This window comes from Paenibacillus sp. 10L310 (genome assembly GCF_056395745.1).
The window spans coordinates 288,079-308,944 of sequence record NZ_JBFTKC010000005.1; the positions used below are offsets into that span (position 1 = coordinate 288,079).

The 20,866-nt window shown below is 45.3% G+C and carries 18 protein-coding genes; 7 read left to right on the forward strand and 11 right to left on the reverse strand.

The window, feature by feature from the left end:
- Window positions 1-439: 439 nt before the first annotated feature.
- Window positions 440-1,474 (forward strand): LacI family DNA-binding transcriptional regulator, encoded by a 1,035-nt coding sequence (locus AC1DE7_RS15005; protein ID WP_477534704.1) that lies wholly within the window; start codon window positions 440-442, stop codon window positions 1,472-1,474.
- A gap of 173 nt (window positions 1,475-1,647) precedes the next feature.
- On the opposite strand, the gene AC1DE7_RS15010 is transcribed toward AC1DE7_RS15005, so the two are convergent.
- The gene (locus AC1DE7_RS15010; RefSeq protein ID WP_353882259.1) at window positions 1,648-2,406 is read right to left on the reverse strand and encodes an SDR family oxidoreductase; all 759 of its coding nucleotides are present in this window, start codon (window positions 2,404-2,406) and stop codon (window positions 1,648-1,650) included.
- A gap of 411 nt (window positions 2,407-2,817) precedes the next feature.
- Here AC1DE7_RS15010 and AC1DE7_RS15015 point away from each other — a divergent pair, with 411 nt between their 5' ends.
- A complete protein-coding gene (locus AC1DE7_RS15015) occupies window positions 2,818-3,417 on the forward strand; it encodes a TetR/AcrR family transcriptional regulator (RefSeq protein ID WP_477534705.1) in 600 nt (199 codons plus the stop codon).
- Between the two features lie 248 nt (window positions 3,418-3,665).
- On the opposite strand, the gene AC1DE7_RS15020 is transcribed toward AC1DE7_RS15015, so the two are convergent.
- From AC1DE7_RS15020 to AC1DE7_RS15035, 4 genes are all read right to left on the reverse strand, one after another.
- Entirely contained in the window at window positions 3,666-4,430 is a 765-nt protein-coding gene (locus AC1DE7_RS15020) for an SH3 domain-containing protein (protein ID WP_477534706.1), read from the reverse strand.
- Between the two features lie 277 nt (window positions 4,431-4,707).
- On the reverse strand, window positions 4,708-5,847 hold the full coding sequence (locus AC1DE7_RS15025; RefSeq protein WP_477534707.1) for a toxic anion resistance protein: 1,140 nt from the start codon (window positions 5,845-5,847) through the stop codon (window positions 4,708-4,710).
- A gap of 19 nt (window positions 5,848-5,866) precedes the next feature.
- Complete coding sequence (locus AC1DE7_RS15030; RefSeq protein ID WP_477534708.1) at window positions 5,867-7,555, reverse strand: vWA domain-containing protein; 1,689 nt, start codon at window positions 7,553-7,555, stop codon at window positions 5,867-5,869.
- 12 nt (window positions 7,556-7,567) lie between these two features.
- On the reverse strand, window positions 7,568-8,299 hold the full coding sequence (locus AC1DE7_RS15035; protein WP_477534709.1) for a hypothetical protein: 732 nt from the start codon (window positions 8,297-8,299) through the stop codon (window positions 7,568-7,570).
- Window positions 8,300-8,680: 381 nt separating this feature from the next.
- On the opposite strand from AC1DE7_RS15035, the gene AC1DE7_RS15040 reads away from it, so the two are divergent.
- Window positions 8,681-9,280 carry an RNA polymerase sigma factor gene (locus tag AC1DE7_RS15040; protein ID WP_076213273.1) on the forward strand — a complete coding sequence of 200 codons (600 nt, stop codon included), beginning with the start codon at window positions 8,681-8,683 and terminating at the stop codon, window positions 9,278-9,280.
- Window positions 9,231-10,193: a DUF4367 domain-containing protein gene (locus AC1DE7_RS15045; protein ID WP_477534710.1), complete on the forward strand. Its 963-nt coding sequence runs from the start codon at window positions 9,231-9,233 to the stop codon at window positions 10,191-10,193. Before AC1DE7_RS15040 ends, AC1DE7_RS15045 begins: the two co-directional genes overlap by 50 nt.
- Window positions 10,194-10,285: 92 nt before the next feature.
- Here the strand turns inward: AC1DE7_RS15045 and AC1DE7_RS15050 are convergent, their stop codons facing one another.
- Both AC1DE7_RS15050 and AC1DE7_RS15055 read right to left on the reverse strand, forming a co-directional pair.
- Entirely contained in the window at window positions 10,286-10,870 is a 585-nt protein-coding gene (locus tag AC1DE7_RS15050) for a Uma2 family endonuclease (protein WP_477534711.1), read from the reverse strand.
- A gap of 83 nt (window positions 10,871-10,953) precedes the next feature.
- The gene (locus AC1DE7_RS15055) at window positions 10,954-13,275 is read right to left on the reverse strand and encodes a beta-L-arabinofuranosidase domain-containing protein (RefSeq protein WP_477534712.1); all 2,322 of its coding nucleotides are present in this window, start codon (window positions 13,273-13,275) and stop codon (window positions 10,954-10,956) included.
- A 182-nt stretch (window positions 13,276-13,457) separates the two neighbouring features.
- On the opposite strand from AC1DE7_RS15055, the gene AC1DE7_RS15060 reads away from it, so the two are divergent.
- Window positions 13,458-14,222, forward strand: a complete 765-nt coding sequence (locus tag AC1DE7_RS15060; RefSeq protein ID WP_477534713.1) for a helix-turn-helix transcriptional regulator — start codon at window positions 13,458-13,460, stop codon at window positions 14,220-14,222.
- Window positions 14,223-14,351: 129 nt separating this feature from the next.
- Window positions 14,352-14,864 carry a GNAT family N-acetyltransferase gene (locus AC1DE7_RS15065; protein WP_076319355.1) on the forward strand — a complete coding sequence of 171 codons (513 nt, stop codon included), beginning with the start codon at window positions 14,352-14,354 and terminating at the stop codon, window positions 14,862-14,864.
- 133 nt (window positions 14,865-14,997) lie between these two features.
- Here the strand turns inward: AC1DE7_RS15065 and AC1DE7_RS15070 are convergent, their stop codons facing one another.
- Window positions 14,998-16,041 (reverse strand): 2,3-butanediol dehydrogenase, encoded by a 1,044-nt coding sequence (locus AC1DE7_RS15070; protein WP_477534714.1) that lies wholly within the window; start codon window positions 16,039-16,041, stop codon window positions 14,998-15,000.
- Between the two features lie 116 nt (window positions 16,042-16,157).
- Between AC1DE7_RS15070 and AC1DE7_RS15075 the strand changes: the two genes are divergently transcribed.
- Window positions 16,158-17,069 carry a LysR family transcriptional regulator gene (locus AC1DE7_RS15075; protein ID WP_036606191.1) on the forward strand — a complete coding sequence of 304 codons (912 nt, stop codon included), beginning with the start codon at window positions 16,158-16,160 and terminating at the stop codon, window positions 17,067-17,069.
- A gap of 114 nt (window positions 17,070-17,183) precedes the next feature.
- On the opposite strand, the gene AC1DE7_RS15080 is transcribed toward AC1DE7_RS15075, so the two are convergent.
- From AC1DE7_RS15080 to AC1DE7_RS15090, 3 genes are all read right to left on the reverse strand, one after another.
- Window positions 17,184-18,908 (reverse strand): methyl-accepting chemotaxis protein, encoded by a 1,725-nt coding sequence (locus AC1DE7_RS15080; RefSeq protein ID WP_477534749.1) that lies wholly within the window; start codon window positions 18,906-18,908, stop codon window positions 17,184-17,186.
- A gap of 210 nt (window positions 18,909-19,118) precedes the next feature.
- A complete protein-coding gene (locus AC1DE7_RS15085; protein ID WP_477534715.1) occupies window positions 19,119-19,397 on the reverse strand; it encodes a hypothetical protein in 279 nt (92 codons plus the stop codon).
- Between the two features lie 32 nt (window positions 19,398-19,429).
- Window positions 19,430-20,818, reverse strand: coding sequence for a WXG100 family type VII secretion target (locus AC1DE7_RS15090; RefSeq protein ID WP_477534716.1), 1,389 nt, complete (start codon window positions 20,816-20,818; stop codon window positions 19,430-19,432).
- Window positions 20,819-20,866: the final 48 nt, after the last annotated feature.

Genomic DNA, 20,866 nt, shown 5'->3' on the forward strand with positions numbered 1-20,866 from the left:
GTCCCCTTCCCTCTGCTTGGTCCAACAAAGTTCGCGCTTTTCACCCTTTTGTCTGCGTATGTTGTCAGGTTTTGCATCCCATACCCTCTTTTGTACAAACGTTTGCTCAAATGGGAGACAAGATGACCTCTCGGTTAAATATGTAGGGGTAAACAAGTCAAGAAGTATGTAAATCCACTGATGTAAGCGCTACAATAACAATCACATCATACAATAACGTTCTTTATTTGCACAAACGTTTGCACAAGCCATATTTGCTCAATTTTAACCAATTTACTTCTTCTACCTACAGTAATTTCCTGTTTCCTTGTTCTGACTCTTTCTTCCTTAATTTCACTTCACGTGCATCCCTTACTCGGCAGTTAGCAATTGATTTCTCGTATCCTTTGGATTACCATAGGAGAATATTTATACGATTGTTCAGAAGGGATTTTTTTACATGATTACGATCAAGGATATTGCCAAATTGGCGGGTGTTTCCCCTTCTACAGTGTCACGTGTGATTTCCAACCATCCTAGAATCAGCACCAAAACGTCTCTCAAAGTGAAGCAAATTATGAAAGAATTGAACTACCATCCCAACATCATCGCGAAGAGCCTGGTTTCCAAAACAACACATACCCTTGGGATTATGCTTCCGCGTCCTGCAGAAGAGTTGTTTCAAAATTACTTTTTCGGGGAACTGCTGCGAGGTATTATCACACATGCCACCCGAATGAATTATGAATTGCTGCTAACAACCGAAACATCATCTGACAATGAACTGCATGCGATATCACGCCTTGTGCACGGCCGAAGGGTCGATGGTATTTTGCTGCTTGGGTCCAAGCGAGACGATCCCATCATTTCATTTTTGGAAGCGGAAAAGTTTCCTTTTGTGTTAATCGGTCGCAGTGAAGCTCATCCAAATGCCCCCATGGTGGATAACGATAATGTGCAGACCGCTTATGATGCGACTCATCATCTAATCGCTCAGGGACATACTCGAATCGGATTTGTCAGCGGTCCTCCGGACATTACGTTATCGCATGATCGTATGTTAGGATACCAAAAAGCGCTTGCCCAAGCCGGGCTGGATGCGGATAGTGATTGGATTGTGGAAGGCGAATTTCTGCAGGAAAGTGGATTCAGAGCGATGTCGCTGTTCATGTCCTTGCCGGACAGACCCACCGCAATTGTTGTCATCGATGACAACGTGGCCTTTGGGGTATTGAGAGCTCTTGCCGAGCTTCATTATCTGGTGCCTGAAGATATCAGTGTGGTCAGTTTTAACAATATTGCATTATCGGAACTGGCTTCTCCACCCCTAAGCTCTATCGACATCGGGACTTATCAGCTTGGTTATACAGCCGTTCAGGTATTGTTAAAACTTCTTAGTGGGGAACCACAGCTTCATAATCCGGTCATTATCCCCCATCGTCTGATCGTGCGTGAATCCTCACTCTTTTCCAAGCCAAGGCCACCCTCAGATTGATTCATTTCGGGTTTCCGTGTAGTAATGCAAACGTTTGTCCTACACGGAATATGATGCTGTTATCCACCGTACGTAGGTGCATAGGTGCAAAAAAAGGAAGCCGCATATACTCATGCGGCTTCCTTAATTCACACACTAGTTCCGTACTCCATGCTCGACTGTGCTTGAATGGATTAATACGAACTCCAGCCAGCATCTGCTGTAACGACAGTTCCGTTCACGAAGCTGGACTCGTCAGATCCAAGGAACAAAGCCACTTTGGCAATCTCTTCGCTTGTCCCGATGCGTGGGTTGATTGCCATCCCAAGCTGTTGCCGCCCTGCACCGAAATGACTAATACCTGTCATGGATGTGCTGATATTGGTTGCCACAGCGCCTGGAGCGATCGCATTACAGCGAATGCCTTGCTCAGCATACATATACCCTGTATTTTTGGTGAAGCCCACGACCGCATGTTTGGACGCCGTATAAGCTGCTCCCGCACGTCCACCGTGCAATCCACCTGCCGAAGCAATGTTCACGATGACACCTTTTTGTTTTTCCAGGAAAATCGGCAATACTTTACGTGTTGTCCGCATCACACTGGTTGTGTTCACAGCAAACAATCTCTCCCACTTCTCATCCGTTATATCAGCTGCAGGCTCCATGCCATCCATAATTCCCGCATTGTTAACCAGAATATCTACTGTACCGTATGTGCTCACCGTCGTATCGATCAGATTTTGCACATCTTCTTCTTTAGCTACATTGGCCAGAACGACAATCGCTTCTCCGCCCTGTGCCTTAATATCATTCACTACCGCTTGTGCGGATTCTTCGTTAATATCCGATACAACGACTTTCGCGCCTTCTTGAGCATACAACGTGGCAATTGCTTTCCCCATACCTGAACCAGCACCTGTAACAACTGCAACTTTATCTTGAAGTTTCATTCCATGTATCCTCCTTTGTGTATTCGTTTACAATAAGTTAACAAACAAATGTTCATTAACTCTTACTCTTAGTATAATAAGTCATAGCGTTTCACTTCAATCAGTAAAAGCTTGTCCAGTTGTACGTTAAACAACACTTATAAGCCCGAATGTACTTTAAAGTGAACGATATAAATTGAACTAAACATTTACACGAAACGGAGAGGACAGAAATAACCTGAAGAAGCGTAAGCGTTCGCCTAAAAGCTTTCTGGAAGAAAGCTGCATCGGAAGCATATGCTATCCCCGGATTTACCATTTATAATAGGAATCAAAAAATCTGGGGATAACAGCGATCGGAAGGTTGTTCTGTCATCGAAGTGGCCAGTGTAAATATTTTTTAGTTCAACTTATATAGCGAGGAGGAAATAGATGTCTGAAACTATGAATTCGATGGACCGAAGAATCAAGAAATCAAAGGTTGCACTGAAGGATGCACTCATCCATTTGATGCAAAAACATCCCTTTAAAGAAATATCGATTACGGATATTGTGCAGCGAGCCGACCTGAATCGGGGAACTTTCTACAGGCATTATCAGTACAAAGAAGACCTGTTCAACGAAATTATCGATGATGTGATTCAGGATCTGGTAACTTCTTTCCGCAAACCTTATCAGGATGAGGAAGAGTTCGAAGTCAATCTGATGCCCTCTTCGGCGATCACTATATTTGAGCATGTACACCAACACGCACAATTCTACACACTGGTTGTGAAATCTGAGGCCTCCTCCAACTTCCAGCGCATGATCTGTGATGTTCTTCGGGATCTCGCTTTACAGGATCTGAATCATATCTTCCCTCCGCACATCAACCATGAAATATTGGCAAGCTACCAATCTCATGCGATATTTGGCATGATCATGGAGTGGATCAGACAGGATTTCAAGCACAGCCCCACCTACATGGCCGAGGAGTTGTTCAAAATCATCCATTACAAGCCGGATAACACTTTAAGGCGTCCCCCTGTATAGAAGTCTCCTTCTTAGCCGTTGATCCATATTGTCAAAATAAAAAGAACGGTTGAATCGGCAGGTTACCCTGCGTTCAACCGTAATTTGCGGATGTATCTTCCATATATGTATTTCTCATATCCTAGTGAGTAAATTCAGCAAAGAAGCTGGTGCTCCTCAGGCTCTGGTCCGTCTAGACTGTGTGAATGTAGCAAAATGCTAATATGAATCTCTTGTAAAGTTGGTATATAAAGATTCTAGTCTCCCGTCTACCAAGTGATTACTTTGCCGCTAATCCATCCGTACTTCCCACTACTTGTCCATACTTCGTACCACGTACGACCATCCGATGGATCATAAACGGAACCGCCCCAGTGTTCCAATTGATCTCCTTTGTCCACAACGGCAACAGCAGATCCGTTGATCGAAGGTATATCTCGCATATTTGCATGGGCCACCGATACGGTCACGAACTGCGCTTTAGATGTGGAATACGCATTTCCTTCGTAATAACGACCATCCGATTGCTTCACCACTTTACTGCTCACCCATCCGATGCTTCCATCCGAAATACTTACCTGATACCAGGTACGACCGTCCGAGGGGTCAAAATTTTTGCGGTGCAAATATACAGCTTCATCGTCTTGGTATAGGATACCTACTGATCTTGCATTGATACTAGGTGCAACGCGCAGATTTATTTCTGAAGACGTTGGCTTCAGATAATCAATACTTTGTTCTGCTGACGTCTCAGACACAGCGTAGCTTGCTTCTTCCTTAAGCTTCTCTACTGCTATTTCCTGAGCCGTATCTTCTTGAACCTTGTTAACTTCCGTTTGAGCTTCACTCTTCGAGTCAACCGCTAGCTCTACCTGCTCTCCGCCTTGAACTACATCTGACTGTATAACTGGTTTGGTTGTCTCCTGTAATTCTTGGCTCTTCCCTTCTTCCTTAATGGTAATCTCAATCCCGCCACAACCGCTCAATACAATAGACGCTCCCAGCAGTATGGCAAACACCTTCTGACCCTTCATCGTATCCCTCTATTTCTGTATATATTTAGTCCAACTCCCCGACTACAAACCTACTTAATTTTAATTCAATTGGCTATAATTGTATATGGAGATTCCATCAATTGTTGGATTAAAAGACTAAGCAACTCCCCATCAGCAATAAGTAGATCAGAATGATTCTTTTCGTCGAAATTCGGTACCCGCGAGCAATGCCATGAATTATACAAAGCTGACATCAAAAAAAGACTCCCGAGGGAGTCTTTTCCGGCAGATTATGTCCTTGGCCTTAATCTGCTCACTACAGCCCCAGCTTTTGCCCTTTCTCCAACCGCTGAATCTGTTGCTCGCCGGTATCCGCAAGTTCACGGAACTGGTTAATCGTCTCACGCATTCTTGGCAGAGCTTCCTGCTTATAAAGACTAATCGAATCGAGCGCCGACAGCACATCGGTAAACGCCTGTTTCATCGTATCCACGGAGATGCTGGCTTCATACGCCTGCTTTTGGATGGCAATTCCCTGATCCTTGAGCATCTTGGATGTTCCGGCGATCAGATCATTGGTTGTCTGGTTCAGCAACTCAATTTTCTGCAATACAATCTTCTGATTATATAAAGCACTCGCTACAGTAACGGCAATTCTCAATGCAGAGATGGTTACATTCTTCGCACGGTCTACGCCTCGGATCAGTTCCTTATTATTGCGGATGACCACTTCAATCGCCATGATGCCCTGCTGATTCACGACCAGCATTTGTTGAAGATCCATGACCCGCTGACGGAGCGGAAACAGCACTTCTTCCGTAATAAACCGGACTTTTTCAGGGTCTTCATTGCGGACCTTGGCCGCTTCGATCTGGCCATCGATGGACTCATCCATAAGCACGCCAAGCTGAATCTCCTTTTGCAGTCGTTTGGTGAGTTCCCGCAGGTTCTGCTGTTCAATCTCCAGCGTTGTATTATCGTTACGCAGGGTAGATCTGCCTTTATCCAAAGAGGTTACGATGTCAGCGATGACTGCGTCAGCCTTCTGGTATTTCAGGAAATAGGCGCGAAGCGGATTGAACAATTTCCCAAGGAAACCGGTCTTGGCAAAGTCGACCACGCTTGGGTCGAGATCCTTCAGTTGCATATGCAGCTCGGTCAAGCCTTTGGCGACCTGACCGCCCTCGTCTCCCGTCTTGGACAGATGTCCAACAGAGACTTGAAGCAAGGCGTTTTTCTCAGAAGAGGATCTCATCGTATTCATGCCAAAGCCGTCAATGGATTGCAGAATTTCTTTGCGCTTCTCCAGGGATTCGAGATCCAGTGTCATGATCATCTCTACGTTGGCATTTGCCACTTGTTGAAGCTCCGCGACCTCGGCGGGCACGGGCTTCACTTCTTCTTCGATCACCTTCTGAATTTCCTTCTGGCTCGGTATTTCCATTGAAAATGACATCTACAGTTCCCCCTTTAGATTACATCTGTACGTTAAACAGGTTACCGATCTTGTATACGACATCGTCGGTATCGGCATTGATGCTTGCAGCCTCGTTAATGCTGGAGATGCTCTCCAAAGCCTTGATGTCCGCGTTGTACCCAATCGTATAGATTGGTACTTTGTACGTCTCGACCAAATCCCGGATATCCTTCAGGGTATGACCTTCGTTGGTCTCGCCATCACTCAGGACAAAGATCAACGGCTTCACGTTTGGATTAGCGGCCATATAATCTTCCAGCATCTTCATCGCCACCACGATCCCGTCAAAGGTCGCCGTACCGCCGCCAGCTTGCAGACTATCAACTGTACCGACAAACATGGACTGCTGGTTCGTATCATACTTGGCAATCGGCAGATTCACGGTTACCCCGCTAGAATAAGAAACCAGGCCAATACTATTCTCAGTGCCCAGGTACTTCTGACCTTTGCGTAGGGACTCCTTCAGTCGATTAAGCGGTTCGCCGTCCATGCTTCCGGACACGTCTGTCACGAACACGGCGGCAATTGGTTTACTACCGTTTTTCTTCTCTTTCCATACTTTCTGTGCAGACAACAACGTGCCGCCATCCACGGTAGCCAGCTCGGATTTGTAATCCTGCAAACCGTTGAAGCCAAACTCTTCTGCCGATTGTTGGTACTTCGCTTGAGTTACGAATTCTGCAAACTTTTGGATGATTTCCTGTTTGTTCTGTGGCAATTGTCCCAATGCATACAGCGGGCTATCATGTCTCACACCAAATGGTGTAAAGACGTATCCACTCTTCAGATCAGCGGTATTCACATACGTCTGATATTCGAGTACAAAGGCATCCAGTCTGCCTGACTTGGCAGCTTCCCGCATCTGAATCGTTGTCGATGCTGTAAACGGTACATTCGTCTGGAATTTTTCGAACCCTTCAATGGCCTTCTCGCCAAGCGGGTTGGCGCTGTCATACGTATTCAGTGCAGTCACCAGGAAATTAAGTCCTGTGGAGCTGGCAAATGGATCGGTATATCCCATCGCGAGTTCATTGTTGGCAATGGCTTCGGTTACGGTTTTTACATTAACGGAGCCGTACGTATCAACTAGTGCATCATATTTCGCTTTGGAAATAACAATACCCGGAACGTTCCCGACCAATCGCTCGGATACCATCTCTGTCTTCACCCCACTAGCCTCAACCATCTCGCCCCATAGTTCATTGGAAGGTGTGAATGCATCCGGCATATACTTACCAGACTTGATATAATCGGTGGCCGTACCGGAGGCAATGTTGCGGATTTTGACTGATACCTGTTTCCCACCAACGGTAATATTAGCTTTGTTGAACTCCTCGCCCACTTCGGTTAACCAGCCGTCTACCCCGCTACCCGACTTCTCTGGGGAAGAGAAGATTTCGACGTAATCATTTGTTGTATTCTCTACGGCAATTGCAAATTTGGAGATATCCGGCAGTGATTCTGCCACATCGACCGGGTCGAGATCAATCTGTCCTTTGACCGGTTCCGCCGTCGCTGGCGCAATGTCCGCATACAGTTTCCCCAGTTCCTTACCTGCATTCTCTGTGCTCACCTGTGTGGTCGACTTGCCAAAGTTCGACGTCAGTGTAATCCCTGCATAGACCAGACCAAATACAAGTACCAGCATTACAATCGATATGAAAAAAAACTTTCCCTTCTTGGCCATACGAGCAACCCCTCACTGTCTGTATAATTTGGTGTGCTTGATTAACTGATCAATCTCCTGCATACAAGGCATCTGTTCAATATCTCCGGCTTCAAAGCTGTCGAGGCGTGAAATCTCGAGTAACAACTGATCGAGCTTGAGCAAAATTTCCTCATTGGTGTGTAATGCATTTTTTACATAAGACAGATAATCGTTGTATACCTTGGTTTTTTCTTGAAAAAGTTTCTGGGGAAGTGTGGAGGATTTGGACTTCATCATGTTGGCATAGTCAGCTTCATCAAATACATTCAACCGGTTCAGCACACTGCGGATGTTCAGATACAACAGCTTCTCCACTTCCAGTGTGACCGAAGCAAATTTCTTGTAGCTCAGTTCTCCGGGATCAAACCGTTGATGAAGCACGTTCAGGAGGGTTTCTTTTTTCTTTTTCATCCGGCTAAGTTGAGACAGCCCCAGCGTAATATCTTCTTCGAGGACTTTGATGCGTCTATAAAAAGATAGTGCTTCCACATAATCTTCATGCGTTTCGATATGCTTCACGGGCAGCACTACCGGTTGTCTGAACAGCAAGGTGTAACTTCCATATAAGAGTGCCATTGCACTGCCAAACAGAAGGGTAACGGATAGCGCAGTTGTGAATGCACCCTCCTCGAAATTCAGCCCGATAAAGCCAGGTGAGAATGCGAGAACATTCACAGCCACAATACCGAGGACCAACCCCAACAATTTTATGTACTTAATCATGTTCAATCATCCGACCTCCTTTCATGTTATATATTGGTGCTTCATGTCGTAATTTTCCTGTTCAACTTATTCTTATTGTACATGATGTTAACGCTCTCAGGTGGATATGATTGGATATTTGGATACTCATAATATACGTGGTTTGGGCTTATCCCATTTCATCTTTACAGGGACAACGTGGAACCGATTTTGTAACCTCTGGAAATTGATCCGTTTATGTGGAACCATCGGTGGGAGAAAAAGAAAAGTTATCCGGTAATACGTGAAAATTTGGCGGGCGTGTCATTTTTTATACAGCTGTATCTATCTATTTATACTCAACTGTCACATTCGCTGATAGGTGATACGTAGTAAGGAGTGTAAGGGGGTGAAACTAAACCAATGGATTATTCATACATACATCAGATCGTTGTTGAGGTGCTAAAAGGGCGGACAGAGAAATTCGAGATCATTGTGCAACGATATGAAAAACCGATCTTTCGCTACTGTTATCACATGCTGGGACACCGCACAGAGGCTGAGGACAGTGGGCAAGAGGTATTTCTCAAAGCCTATCGCTCACTTGACAAGTTTAAACCCGACCTGTCCCTGGAAGCCTGGCTATACAAAATCGCCTATAACCAGTGCATTGATGTCATACGCAAACGAAAGCTAACAAGATACCTTCCCCTCTTCTACCGCAAAGATCAGGAGAATGCACATGTGGATCTGGCAATTGAAGCGAACTATTTCGATGAATATGTGCTGAAGGCGATGTCGAGATTATCCGCTGAGGAACGCAATCTGTTGATTCTAAGATGTGTGGAGGATAAAAGCTATGAGGAGATTAGTCAGATTCTTCAGCGGAACAGTCCAAGTCTGCGGAAAAAATATGAGCGTACCGCAGCCAAATTCCGTACCTATTACGCACTGGCGAAAGGAGATGATCCCCGTGAAAACGGAGTACAACAACGATCAGGATCTGAGAGAACTTTTTCATAACACACCGAATTTCAAGACGGATCTGACGAGTAGCGTGATGCACAGGCTACAATCTGAATCCAAACCAAAGGAGAGGTTCTACGTGAAATATAAAGTGAGTTTATTGGTGCTGGCTGGCATGCTGCTGACGGTATCTTCTGGTTTTGCAGCAGTGAAGTATCATTCATTAAAGAACAGTCATGGAGAGGTCGTCTATCAGGAAAAATCAATATCAGAGGCTCCTGCTATAGCCAATTATTCAGATAAAGAACGCAAGCGGATCAGCATAGCAAATCAGGCTTATGATAAGTTGGATAAAGGAACCGCCATGCTCATTTATGTCGCATCACACAACCCTGACCATCAATTGGATATGCGTTTTACCCCTTTTATTTTCCAAAATGCAGCAGACCTGCGTAAAAAGGTTAACAACTCAGATATTAAGCTATTGGATAAAATCGAAGGGGATTACACGTTTGAATGGGCCGAAGCCTTCATGTCACCGATCACGGATGTGAAACCCCTGACCTCGGAAGAAGAGGCCGATATTGCAGAGAAACTACGCCAGAAAGCCCTGGCGTCCAATACGGACTATGCAATGATGCCGATTGAATTCGCTGACGATTTCCGCCATATCCGCAGCTTTTACAAGCAGGGGGATAAAAAAATAGCGGTGACGACTGTAAATTACGGTGTAGGACATGGAACAGCTACCTCCTACTGGGACGATCAACTTGATCTGATCAAAGAAAAGTTTACCGTGAAGGGCACTGAAATGATCTTTACAAAGGACTCTGATGGCTCTCCTTCAGGAATAAACTGGGTGAACCAGGATGCAAAAACAGGTCAGACCTATGGATATACCGTCTCCGTGTGGGAGGGCCATGTCACGGAACAAGAGCTGCTTAACCTGGTGAAGATGTATCTTAATTAATGTTCAACTTCGTTAACGGTGATGTTTCCTCCAAAAGCATATCACAACAAAAGCTTGCCCCTCATCAATCGAGGGACAAGCTTTTGATCTGTTTATATATTAATGTCGTGCGAGCTTAGCCTGAACAAATGCTGAAGCGGAACCTCCAGTTCAGGATACAACACGGATTGGATCGTTTCTTGCTCTGTGTACAGATGACGGTTCTGGTAACTGCCTTCTTCCAATGTATATACATGGACGGTCTGATTGCCGGGGTCAACAATCCAGTATTCGTTCACACCATATTTCTGATACAAGTTAAATTTTTCGTTAAAATCCTTTAACGCAGTCGAAGGCGATAACACCTCGATAATTAAAGAAGGCGCACCGTGACAGCCACTTTTGGATATCTGGTCTTTGGAGCACACTACCGATAAATCAGGCTGTACAACTTGATCTGGTAGGTCATATTGTTCATTTTCGCTAAAATACACATCAAAAGGGGCAACAAACACGAAACATTTCCGATTCTGAAAAAAAGTCCGCAAAGAGAAGTGCAGCTCACCCACAATAAACTGGTGCGATGAAGTAGGTACTGGCGAGATATTAAAAGCTCTGCCGTTAATTAATTCCCATGATCCTTCCCATGTTAACCAATCCTGAAAGCTATAAGTACCTTTATTGTCGGGTTTTGCCACACTTCGATCCTCCTCTTCCAACTAACCGTATTTTTGTTTTCATTATAACATTGTGTTTGCGCCTTTTCACACCATGCCTCTTATCACGAAAAGATGGATTCCGGTTTGCTTCGCGTGGTGCGCACCTCTACAACTTTCCCGGCACATCCATTGTCGCCCTTCGCCTGGAACATTACCTTAACGCTGTCTTTACCTGATGTTACGGCCTCAGGAATATCGTAGGTCACATAGAACACTTCGCCAATCTTGTTCATATGAATTCGCTGCTCACCGATGAGTGTTCCATCCACGGTAATGGCGAATTGTCTGTCATATAACTTACCTTCCCGTTTAAACGCGGAATGATCTCCGCCCCAATAGGCCACACATAGATAATTGGTTGCCTCACGATCCACTGCCAGTTGGTAACTGAAGTAAGCCCCACTGACGCCAAAAGCTTCTCGCCACATATGCAACTTCTTACGGCCATCTGTGGTTGAACCGTTGTGGTGCTCCCCACGGCAATTGCTATCCAGATGATGTCCAATCTCATCCTGCTGGCCGTCAGGCTGTACTCTGTCGATGGTGATATCATTTAACTGCTTCTCCAGTGCATCTCCCGCATCGTTAAGCGGCCAATAGACCGTATAGAACTCATGATGCACATCATAGAACGGAATGAGCTTCACGGCTTCGCCTGTGGAAGTAACATCTTTGCTAAGTTCAAATGTTAACGTGTCTGCATCCACAACCTTGATCCACTCTCGTACATCATCCTGCTCCGTCCAGATCACAGGTACAGGTGCAGTCTTGGGATTTAGAGCTGTTTCGTCCACAATCGTATCCTCCGGAAGACCCTCATTTCCTAGTGCACCAGCGAGTACTATCGGGCCGTACAGGAATGCCACTTTGTGGGAATCATCCCGGGCAGTGTACTGGCGGAGTGACATCGGCAGTGTGATGGTGATGACATCGCCCGTTGTCCATGTGCGCTCGATGGAAAGATAGCCGGGTTCCATCCGTGTATACGGATGTTCCGTATCCCCATTGACGGTTGCCGTCATTGGCTGTTGCAGCCATGAGGGCACGCGTAATCTTAGATGAGCCGAGGCGTTGCCTCCGGTGATCGTCAGGGTCACCTTTTCCGAATAAGGAAAGTCGGTTTCGAGCTTCAGGGATATTCCCTGAGACGTCCAATCCAGCTGGGAAGCGATATACAGGTTGACGTACAGGTCCTGTTCATCTTCAAAATAGATCGCCTCGGCATATTTGCCCGGGTTCTCCATACCTGATCCTGTGCAGCACCACCAGGCGGTGTCGTGAGTTCCATAGATTTTGTAGTGGCCTTGCAGCGTTGATGCAAAATACGTTTTGTTCCCCGTATCCGGGTCCTGCGTGCCAAGGATGTGATTATAGATGGCGTTTTCATAATAGTCCATGTAGGCGCTATCGTGATTCCAGGCGAAGAGTTGCTTCGTTAGATGTAACATGTTGTGAGTACAACAGCTCTCTCCTGTTTTGATGCCAAGACTCTCCATGCCCTTTGCTTCGTAATGCTCCGAAATACTCGTCGCACCAAATACATAGGAACGATGATGAATGGTCGTATCCCAGAAAAATTCTGCCGCTGTCCGGTAACTCTCGCGGGAGTGATCCTGGTTGTAGATCTCGGCTGCACCGATCACTTTAGGAATCTGAGTATTGGCGTGTTTGCCTTGAAGATCGTCCTGTTTGTGCTCCAAGGGTCTCAGGATCAATTGATGGGTGAACTTGTTAGCGATCTCAAGATATAAGGCTTTACCGGTAATCCCATACAAGTGTGCGAATACTTCATTCATGCCCCCGTGTTCACTTTGAAGCATCGTCTGCATCTGTTCTTCTGTCATCGGGAGCAATCCTTCGACCGCCCAGTCTGCAAATCGAGTAACTACATCAAGTGCCTGTCCGTTGCCAGTGAGTTTATGGGCGTCAATCAGGCCGCGATAGATTTTGTGCACACTGTACCAGGGAACCCAGTATTCACCGATATTGAATCCACCGATATTCTCTGCTCGAAAAGCCATGTGGAAAGGTTCTTCGGACAAACCACCGATATACCCGCTCCCCGTGGTCTGCTGGATTCTCGCCAGTTCGGTGACCGCATAATCCAGTCTTTCTTTTAACGTGATATTCCCGGTTGCCTGATACGTCACAGCCAGGGCAGACAGATAATGTCCGAGAGAATGTCCGCTGATGGTACGTGCCTCCCAACCCGCGTAGCGCTCTTTTCGGGCAGGTAAACCATGCGCTTCGAAGCATGGAGCCAGGAATCGATCAATATCCAGCGATAACAGGTAACGCTCCCCCACCTCTTGTGATGTTTGAAACACACCATTTAACAGATCTACATGTTCCGGTCCCAGAAATCCTTTTTTCGTATCAATCATTACACTCACTCCTTCTCGGGATGTAATAGATATCCATTCATTCTTAAGGGGTAAAATCCGTGTTCTGTTCCATATGACTAATACTCATCAATCTACTGTAAAGCTTGAATATCCTCATATTATCAAATAAAATACAATTACATCAGACTCATAATCCAAGAAAAGGTGGATAAATCCGTCCTATGCAAAAGCCACTGGAACATTACCTGTGCGGCAAGTTCATATCCGAAGGCAACTGGAGCCACATGAGACGCGGCATGCCTGTGCATGAGATCATTTTGATGCTGGAAGGTGAGATGTACATCGCGGAGGAAGAGGAACAATATGTAGTTCGTGCCAACGATCTGTTGTTTCTGCGCGCTGGTCGCACCCACTATGGCTACCAGATCAGCGACGCCCCCGTGAGCTTCTACTGGGTTCACTATGATGCCTTGCAGGCAGAAATCAGTCGCTTTAGGACACATGCCACCATTCAGGTACCTTCCATGGCCAATCAGTTATTCAAGCAGTTGCTGCATGTGTCATCCTTCTCACCGGAGGAATCCAACGCTGCTTTGTTATTGTTATTCAGAGAACTGGAGCGGAATATAGAGGCGGATTATCGTCCGCACAATGCGATTGTGGACCATATCTGCAAGTGGGTCGATATTCATCTGCATACAAACATCACGGTGAGTCAGATTGCGGAAAATTTTAATTTTAACAAAGACTATATCTCCAAAATGGTGAAACGCGAGAAAGGTACTGGACTCAAAACCTATATCCTCACAGAACGTATTCGCCGGGCAAAACAATTGCTGCTCAACACCAATGCCAGTGTAAAAGAAATCGCCGGACAGTGCGGCTTCTCCGACTACAAGCTATTCCTGCGCATGTTCAAGCAATACGAAGGCAATACGCCAACCGAATATCGCAATCATCTGTATTCCACACAGCTCAATCGCTGATGCGCTACGATCTATAGAAATGACTGAGTTACCTATAGAAAATTTGAATGAATCGGATTGAATCCGTTATGGTAAAATGCAAGAAAACTATATTCCATACTTAACCCATAAGAGAAGAGGAATTATAAGATGACAACGGCTGCCGTTACGATTCATCCTGCCACAGAAGCAGACCATCCAGAGATTGTAGATATCCTTGTTGCAAGTTATGCCGAGTATCGGGAGACTTTTGAGCAAAATGAACGATGGGAGGCCTACCTAAAAGATATTCGAGAGTCTGTGGTTAATCCGTACCTGACACAATTATGGATCGCGAAAATTGATGATCAGATTGTCGGTACAGTCCAATTATTCGAAACAGCACGCAACGCTTATCCAAACTTTGAATTGCCAATCGATTATCCGTTTATTCGGCTGCTGGGTGTTGATCCAAAATGGAGAGGTCACGGGATTGCCAGAGTATTGCTCCAGCAATGCGTAGACTCTGCCAAAGAAATGGGCAAAAATACGGTGTATTTATATACGGGCGGTCAGATGGTCAATGCCATCCGTTTATATGAGCGTTTCGGATTTACAGAGGATAAGGAGTTCAGCTCCGAGAGTAGCGGGGGCAAGGCGATCTGCTACCGTTATGATTCCTAGTGGAGGTTAACAGCAACACGGGATCAGGGAGCAGAGAATGAAATGTAAAACAGACCGATCATCTTCATGACGGTCTGTTTTACATTTATAAATGATCAATCAACATTTGAAATGACACTTCGCTACTGATTTTTTAACCGCCAATCTCCACCAAAATCTTCGCATGGCTCTTGTCGCTCATTAACAGCTCAAGCCCTTCCTGCACGATATCGTCCAGTTTGATTTTCTTGGTGATGACCTGTTTCACATCGAGCGACCCTTCAGCAATTAATGAAATCACTTCAGGGAAAATGTGGCGATATGCCAGCGTTGCCGTTAGATTCGCTTCTTTGACCAGAAGATCGAAGAAGTTCACTTGAAGCGGATTTGGAATCGCTGCGATGACAACAACTTCTCCGCCTTTTTTGACAACCGCAATGGCGCTATCCATCGTTGGTTGCACACCCGCTGCTTCATAAGCTACATCAATGCCGCCCGATTGTTGCAGGATCACCTCTGTTGCATTGACTTTGGCACTGTTCACCGGAATCGCTCCCAGCTTGGCTGCCAGGTCCAGACGTTCCTCAAATACATCGACTGCATAGATTTCAGAGGCTCCTGCTGCTTTGGCAGACAGAATGGTCAATAATCCAATTGGACCTGCTCCATATACGGCTACTTTGTTCCCCACTTTCAGCTTGCTGTGACGAACCGCGTGAAAGGCTACGGCTGTAGGCTCTACAAGCGCACCTTCTTCGAAAGTTACGTTATCCGGGATGGGATGAACCATGTATGCTTCAACAACAACATACTCTGCAAAACCACCATCACCATTCAGTCCAACGAATCCAAATTGAGTACACTGGTTGTAACGCCCCTGGATACAGTAGTCACATTTTCCACAATGGTACAACGGCTCAACCACAACTCGATCCCCTACACTGACACCGCTTACATTACTCCCCAATTCACTTACGGTTCCTGCAAATTCATGACCCAATGTCAACGGTGCTTTCTGTCCTGAGAGCGGATGATTCTCGCCTTCTTGAATTCCTACACCATGATGATAGGCATGCAAGTCACTGCCGCAGATCCCTGCATATTCCACTTTGATTTTGACTTGACCCGCTTGAGCAACCGGAACCTCCCGCTCTTCCACACGCACGTCTTTATGGCCGTACCATACTGCTGCTTTCATGAAGTTCATCCCCTTTGTATGATTGTCTATATATTATATCGCTGTTCATGTATTATTCATATTTATAGATACTAATGTTAACATTAGTTGTATTAATGCTAAACGGAGATGAAATCATGAATCTGGAACAGCTCGAATATGTCGTTGAAATTGCGAAAACGAAATCATTCTCCGCCGCCTCGGAACATCTACATGTCACACAATCGGCGATCAGCCAATCGGTGCATCGTCTGGAGAAAGAATTGGGTATCATCCTATTCGAACGCTCGCGGCAGGGAACTCATCCCACTCCCGAAGGCAAACAATTCATTGCCAAGGCACTGGATATTTTACAGCGGATTGATGAATTGAAATCCCTGAACGCAGAAGCCTCATCACTTAGCGGAGAGCTTCATGTGGCTACTTTTCCAAGTGTTATGCCCTATCTTGTCCAGTCTGCTGCGGATATGAAGCGTGAGCACCCGCAACTTAATATCTCCATTGAAGAGAAAGGGTCCATGGAAATTATTGAAGATATTCGCAACAACAAAACCCATCTGGGCTTTATCGCGATCTATGCCAAACAATTGCGGGAATTCGATGGACTTCACTTCAGTCCCATGTATTCGGGCAAGCTGGTAGTTGGTACTCATCACCTGTCTGAACTTGCCAAGCACAGCCGTGTTACACCGGATCAATTAAAAGAACACAAGCTGGCACTGTATCGAGATGGTTTCATCGAAGACTTCATCAAGGAATTCACCTATGATCATGGACCTCTGTCCATTCTGTTTAAAACAAATAATTCAGAAGCCATCAACATGGTGTTAAGAAACGATATTGCCGCCACGATTGGTCACGACTTTTCCTTTCACCAAAATCCCTTATGGAAAGAAGGTCTGGTGAAGATGGTAGAGATCGCTGGAATCGATCAACCGAAAATGCAGATTGGCTTCGTGCAGACGGAGTCCAAGGAGTCCGCCGTAGCCGCAGAACGATTTGCCCAACGCTTCAGACAGGCGATAGAACTGGATCATTTAAAAGTTTAAATCTAAAAAAGTGCTCCACCCTTTGAAGGAAGTTTGGGATGAACACCAACTTCTCCAAGAGTGGAACACTTTTCTGACTATCTCTTGCGTTACTATTACTACACCTTACTCAAACTATACTTTAACTTTACGTACAGCTTCACTCATCTCGTTCGTCTGCTGCTCCAGCATGGTGGAGGTCTGTGCCACCCTGTTGAACATGGCCGACTGTTCGCGCATTAAGCGATAGATTTCATCCGAATGATCCGACACCCCGGCTGAGATCTGCGAGATCGTATTGACGGAGGCTGCGGCCTCTTCCGAACCTGCCGAGATTTCCTCTGCCGCAGCGGAGACTTCCTGAATGCGACTGGTTACCAGTTGGAACGCGTCAACTACATGAGCGAAAGCTTGCTCCGCTTCTGCGGTAATTGTAACCCCTTCTCCAATCTCGGTTGCAGTAACCCCCATCTGTGAGCCAATCTGCTGTGATTCTTGTTGAATACGAAGCAGCAAGTCGGAGATCCGTTCCATGGATGTGCTTGAGGCCTCAGCAAGCTTCCGAACTTCATCCGCCACAACCGCAAAACCTTTGCCGTGTTCTCCTGCATGTGCTGCCTCTATGGATGCATTAAGCGCAAGTAGCTTCGTCTGACTCGCAAAGTCACGAACCGTGTGCAGGGCACCACCAATTTCCTGGGAGTAGTTGTTCAGCACCTGAACCATCGCTACAACTTCACTTGAGACATTTGAGATGCTCTCCATCTGTGTTTTCATCAGTGTCATGCTCTGTTTACCGGACTCCGCCGTAGAAAGCGCACTTGATGCCGCATCCGATACAACCATCGAGGATTCGGATATATCCGTTATGCCTTTTGCGATCTCTTCCATCGCATGCGCGCTATCGCTTGCACCCTGCTTCTGCGTATGTGCACCCTGCCTAATCTGTTCGACAGATTGATCAACCGTCTTGCCCATCTCAAGCATCTCTTCGGTACTGCGATTAAATTCCTTCGTTGATTCCGATAAAATATCTGTGGTTACTACTACGCCTTCAACCATGTTACTCACAATCTTATTCAAGTTACCGGACATATGTATCATCGCTTGATATGTTGTTCCAATCTCATCTTGGCTGCGCAAACGATACGACGTCAAAATTTGGTTCGCTTCTGCAAGCTCACCCTGTGCCATTTTTTCCACACTCGCCTTCAGCGGTTGAAGTGGCCGCAGTCCTCTTACGATAAACCACGTGACAACAGCAATGCCTATAAGTGTAATTAGTAGCAACAAGGCATAGAAAGGGATACTCGATTTCATAATATCCGATTCTATACTTCCGATCACCGATACCGCCGTATCGATCCCAATTACACCTGTTACAGCGCCATTACTATCCAGCATGGGAGCGTAAGAGGAAATATAGTCGCCGTACTCCTCATTGTTAATGATCGAAGAACTGGCTGTTTGCCCCTGCAACAGCTTCTGAACAGCCTCCTGAGGGACATCCGTAACTTCATTAATCGGTGAGGCTTTATCTGTATCCTTCATACCGTCCACCATAATAAGTGGCGTACCTTTGTCATCTATTTTGACGAAATACACATACATTGCACCAATGCTTACGCGAAAGTCATCCAGTTCATCACGAATCTTCAAGAATTCGTCATTCTCCTTGGGGTCCTTGGCAAACTCGGCATAAGATGCTGTATCCAGCTGATTCACATAACTCTGAGCAATCTGGATGTTGTAACTCGAAATGGCCTCCTGCGCAGCTAGTTTCATATTGGCCACCTGTAACAGCATGCTTCCAACGGCTATAATCGTAATGACCAGTGTGACTACTGCAACAATGCGCACAACCAAACGTTTTCTAAAAAAACCAATCATCCGCTCCTCTTCCTCTCCCGTGAACCCAAGCCTTTTTGACTAGGCGCTACCCAAAAAACGCATGCTTGAAGCACTATGTATGGGAAAATAGTAAACGAATATGTCGAATTAGGCAAGAAAATATTGGGTTTACATAAAAACGCTATCATGGCCGTGGTAGCTTTGTTCATTGGATCAGTATTAGGAGTTTTGTGTATACACTACTGAGTTAATAGGGATCTCGGATTGGCTTATTGATTTACCAACACATATACCAATGCTTTTTTTATTCATTAACGAACTTGAGATTTGTATTGAAACCACTTCTATTGAAAATTCTTTATTGTCGGGTGTTCGTATAAAAATATAATTATTGATTCGCTTTTTAATTTGATCATGGCTCAGATTATCAAGATCAGGATTGATTCCCACTAAAATAGTTCCATATTCTGACGATTCAAAAATATCTCCAACATTCATTAATTTATACATATTTACAATCCCTTCTCCTTCTATCTATGTTGAATATAAAGTTCGTTTTTTACATCCTTTACACGGAGATCTGCATTTTTCAATCTCGTAATCGCATCTCTGAGTAGTGTCATTCTCTCTATAGAAGTTAACTCTGGGGCAAATCTCGCTGCTCTTATACTGGCTTGTGCTTCGTCCAACGCAAAATTTCGCGCATACGTTGCATCATCAAGATTATATAGTTCAAAAGCTTTTCCGCTTTTAAACGCTTCATAATGTCCAATAATCTCATGAGCTATAGTAGCTCTACCCGAAACACGTGTATTCGCACTTAATGTGCCTATTCCAAGAGACTCTGCTGGTAAAACATCTGTATTGATATACAGTCTGTCATACATCATACCGGTATTCCAATGTTCTCGAAATACTATATTCTCTTCCGGAAAACCTAATCTTACAGAGTAACTAACCAATTCAGTTTTCTGAGCATCTGTTAGTTCTATTTCATTTCTTAAACCATCTGATGAAATTTGTCGATAATCCCCTGTCCCCGCCTCTTTTTCCTTCTCCAGATAGTCGGAAAACTTAGAGGATTCTCTCGCCTTTTTACTCTCAGCAATGTTATCCAGAACTCGAAGGCGTTGATCTTTATGTCCATTAAAACTACCTGTTAACTGCCCTGTACCAGGCGGACGATTGAATGAATTAATCTTCGCGCCGCCTCCCGACGAAGTCAGAAGATTATGCGGCTTGATCATCGTGGAGGCATAACCCCCTCCAACCATTAGACCTCCCAACCCAATCATATTTGCCCAGTGTTCACTGGACCAGGCATTGGTCGGAAAGGTAGCTTCCCGTATCGTCCCATGGATACCAAACGTGAGCCAGTTGGCAGCATCATTCGGGGAGTTGAATGCTTTATCCGCCCTGTCTACATACCCCTGAACAAGACCACTTGGAATACCAAATGTCCAATAATCCAGAAAACCACCTACACTATCATAACGCTTTTGATATCGATCATCCGCAGATTGCATAAAGGCTTGTCCCAATTCGACTAAACTATCAGCAGACTTCTGAAAAGCATGACGGGTGTCGGTTGCTGGTGCCCTGCATTCATCTGGCGGTGGTGGTGCGCAACTCGCATCATAGGATTGTACATCTTGCTGATCAGCAAGTCTGAATTTCTCCGCATGCCCTTCAAGCTCCTTCGCAATGGATAAAGATAGTGAGACAAAGTCATCCATCACCCGCTGCGCAACTATAAAATCAACATAAAACCTTTCCTTCGTACTACCATCCCACTGTCTTTCGATTTCGAATAAATGTTGTTTCAAGATGTTATTCATCTGAAAAACCTGATTCTGAGCTGTTGTAAATTGTTTCGAGACAGATATCAACTGTTCAGGAGTTACTTTTATCGTTGTCATGTGAGACCTCGTTCTAAATATATTTCGTTGTTATACGAACATTTGTTG

What these genes read in the sequence shown, in the direction of transcription:
- AC1DE7_RS15020 (WP_477534706.1), bottom strand. Translation starts at nt 4,430, where the DNA reads ATGAAGGGTCAGAAGGTGTTTGCCATACTGCTGGGAGCGTCTATTGTA.
- AC1DE7_RS15070 (WP_477534714.1), bottom strand. Translation starts at nt 16,041, where the DNA reads ATGAAAGCAGCAGTATGGTACGGCCATAAAGACGTGCGTGTGGAAGAG.
- AC1DE7_RS15025 (WP_477534707.1), bottom strand. Translation starts at nt 5,847, where the DNA reads ATGTCATTTTCAATGGAAATACCGAGCCAGAAGGAAATTCAGAAGGTG.
- AC1DE7_RS15010 (WP_353882259.1), bottom strand. Translation starts at nt 2,406, where the DNA reads ATGAAACTTCAAGATAAAGTTGCAGTTGTTACAGGTGCTGGTTCAGGT.
- AC1DE7_RS15060 (WP_477534713.1), top strand. Translation starts at nt 13,458, where the DNA reads ATGCAAAAGCCACTGGAACATTACCTGTGCGGCAAGTTCATATCCGAA.
- AC1DE7_RS15085 (WP_477534715.1), bottom strand. Translation starts at nt 19,397, where the DNA reads ATGAATGTTGGAGATATTTTTGAATCGTCAGAATATGGAACTATTTTA.
- AC1DE7_RS15075 (WP_036606191.1), top strand. Translation starts at nt 16,158, where the DNA reads ATGAATCTGGAACAGCTCGAATATGTCGTTGAAATTGCGAAAACGAAA.
- AC1DE7_RS15005 (WP_477534704.1), top strand. Translation starts at nt 440, where the DNA reads ATGATTACGATCAAGGATATTGCCAAATTGGCGGGTGTTTCCCCTTCT.
- AC1DE7_RS15055 (WP_477534712.1), bottom strand. Translation starts at nt 13,275, where the DNA reads ATGATTGATACGAAAAAAGGATTTCTGGGACCGGAACATGTAGATCTG.
- AC1DE7_RS15035 (WP_477534709.1), bottom strand. Translation starts at nt 8,299, where the DNA reads ATGATTAAGTACATAAAATTGTTGGGGTTGGTCCTCGGTATTGTGGCT.
- AC1DE7_RS15090 (WP_477534716.1), bottom strand. Translation starts at nt 20,818, where the DNA reads ATGACAACGATAAAAGTAACTCCTGAACAGTTGATATCTGTCTCGAAA.
- AC1DE7_RS15015 (WP_477534705.1), top strand. Translation starts at nt 2,818, where the DNA reads ATGTCTGAAACTATGAATTCGATGGACCGAAGAATCAAGAAATCAAAG.
- AC1DE7_RS15040 (WP_076213273.1), top strand. Translation starts at nt 8,681, where the DNA reads ATGGATTATTCATACATACATCAGATCGTTGTTGAGGTGCTAAAAGGG.
- AC1DE7_RS15065 (WP_076319355.1), top strand. Translation starts at nt 14,352, where the DNA reads ATGACAACGGCTGCCGTTACGATTCATCCTGCCACAGAAGCAGACCAT.
- AC1DE7_RS15030 (WP_477534708.1), bottom strand. Translation starts at nt 7,555, where the DNA reads ATGGCCAAGAAGGGAAAGTTTTTTTTCATATCGATTGTAATGCTGGTA.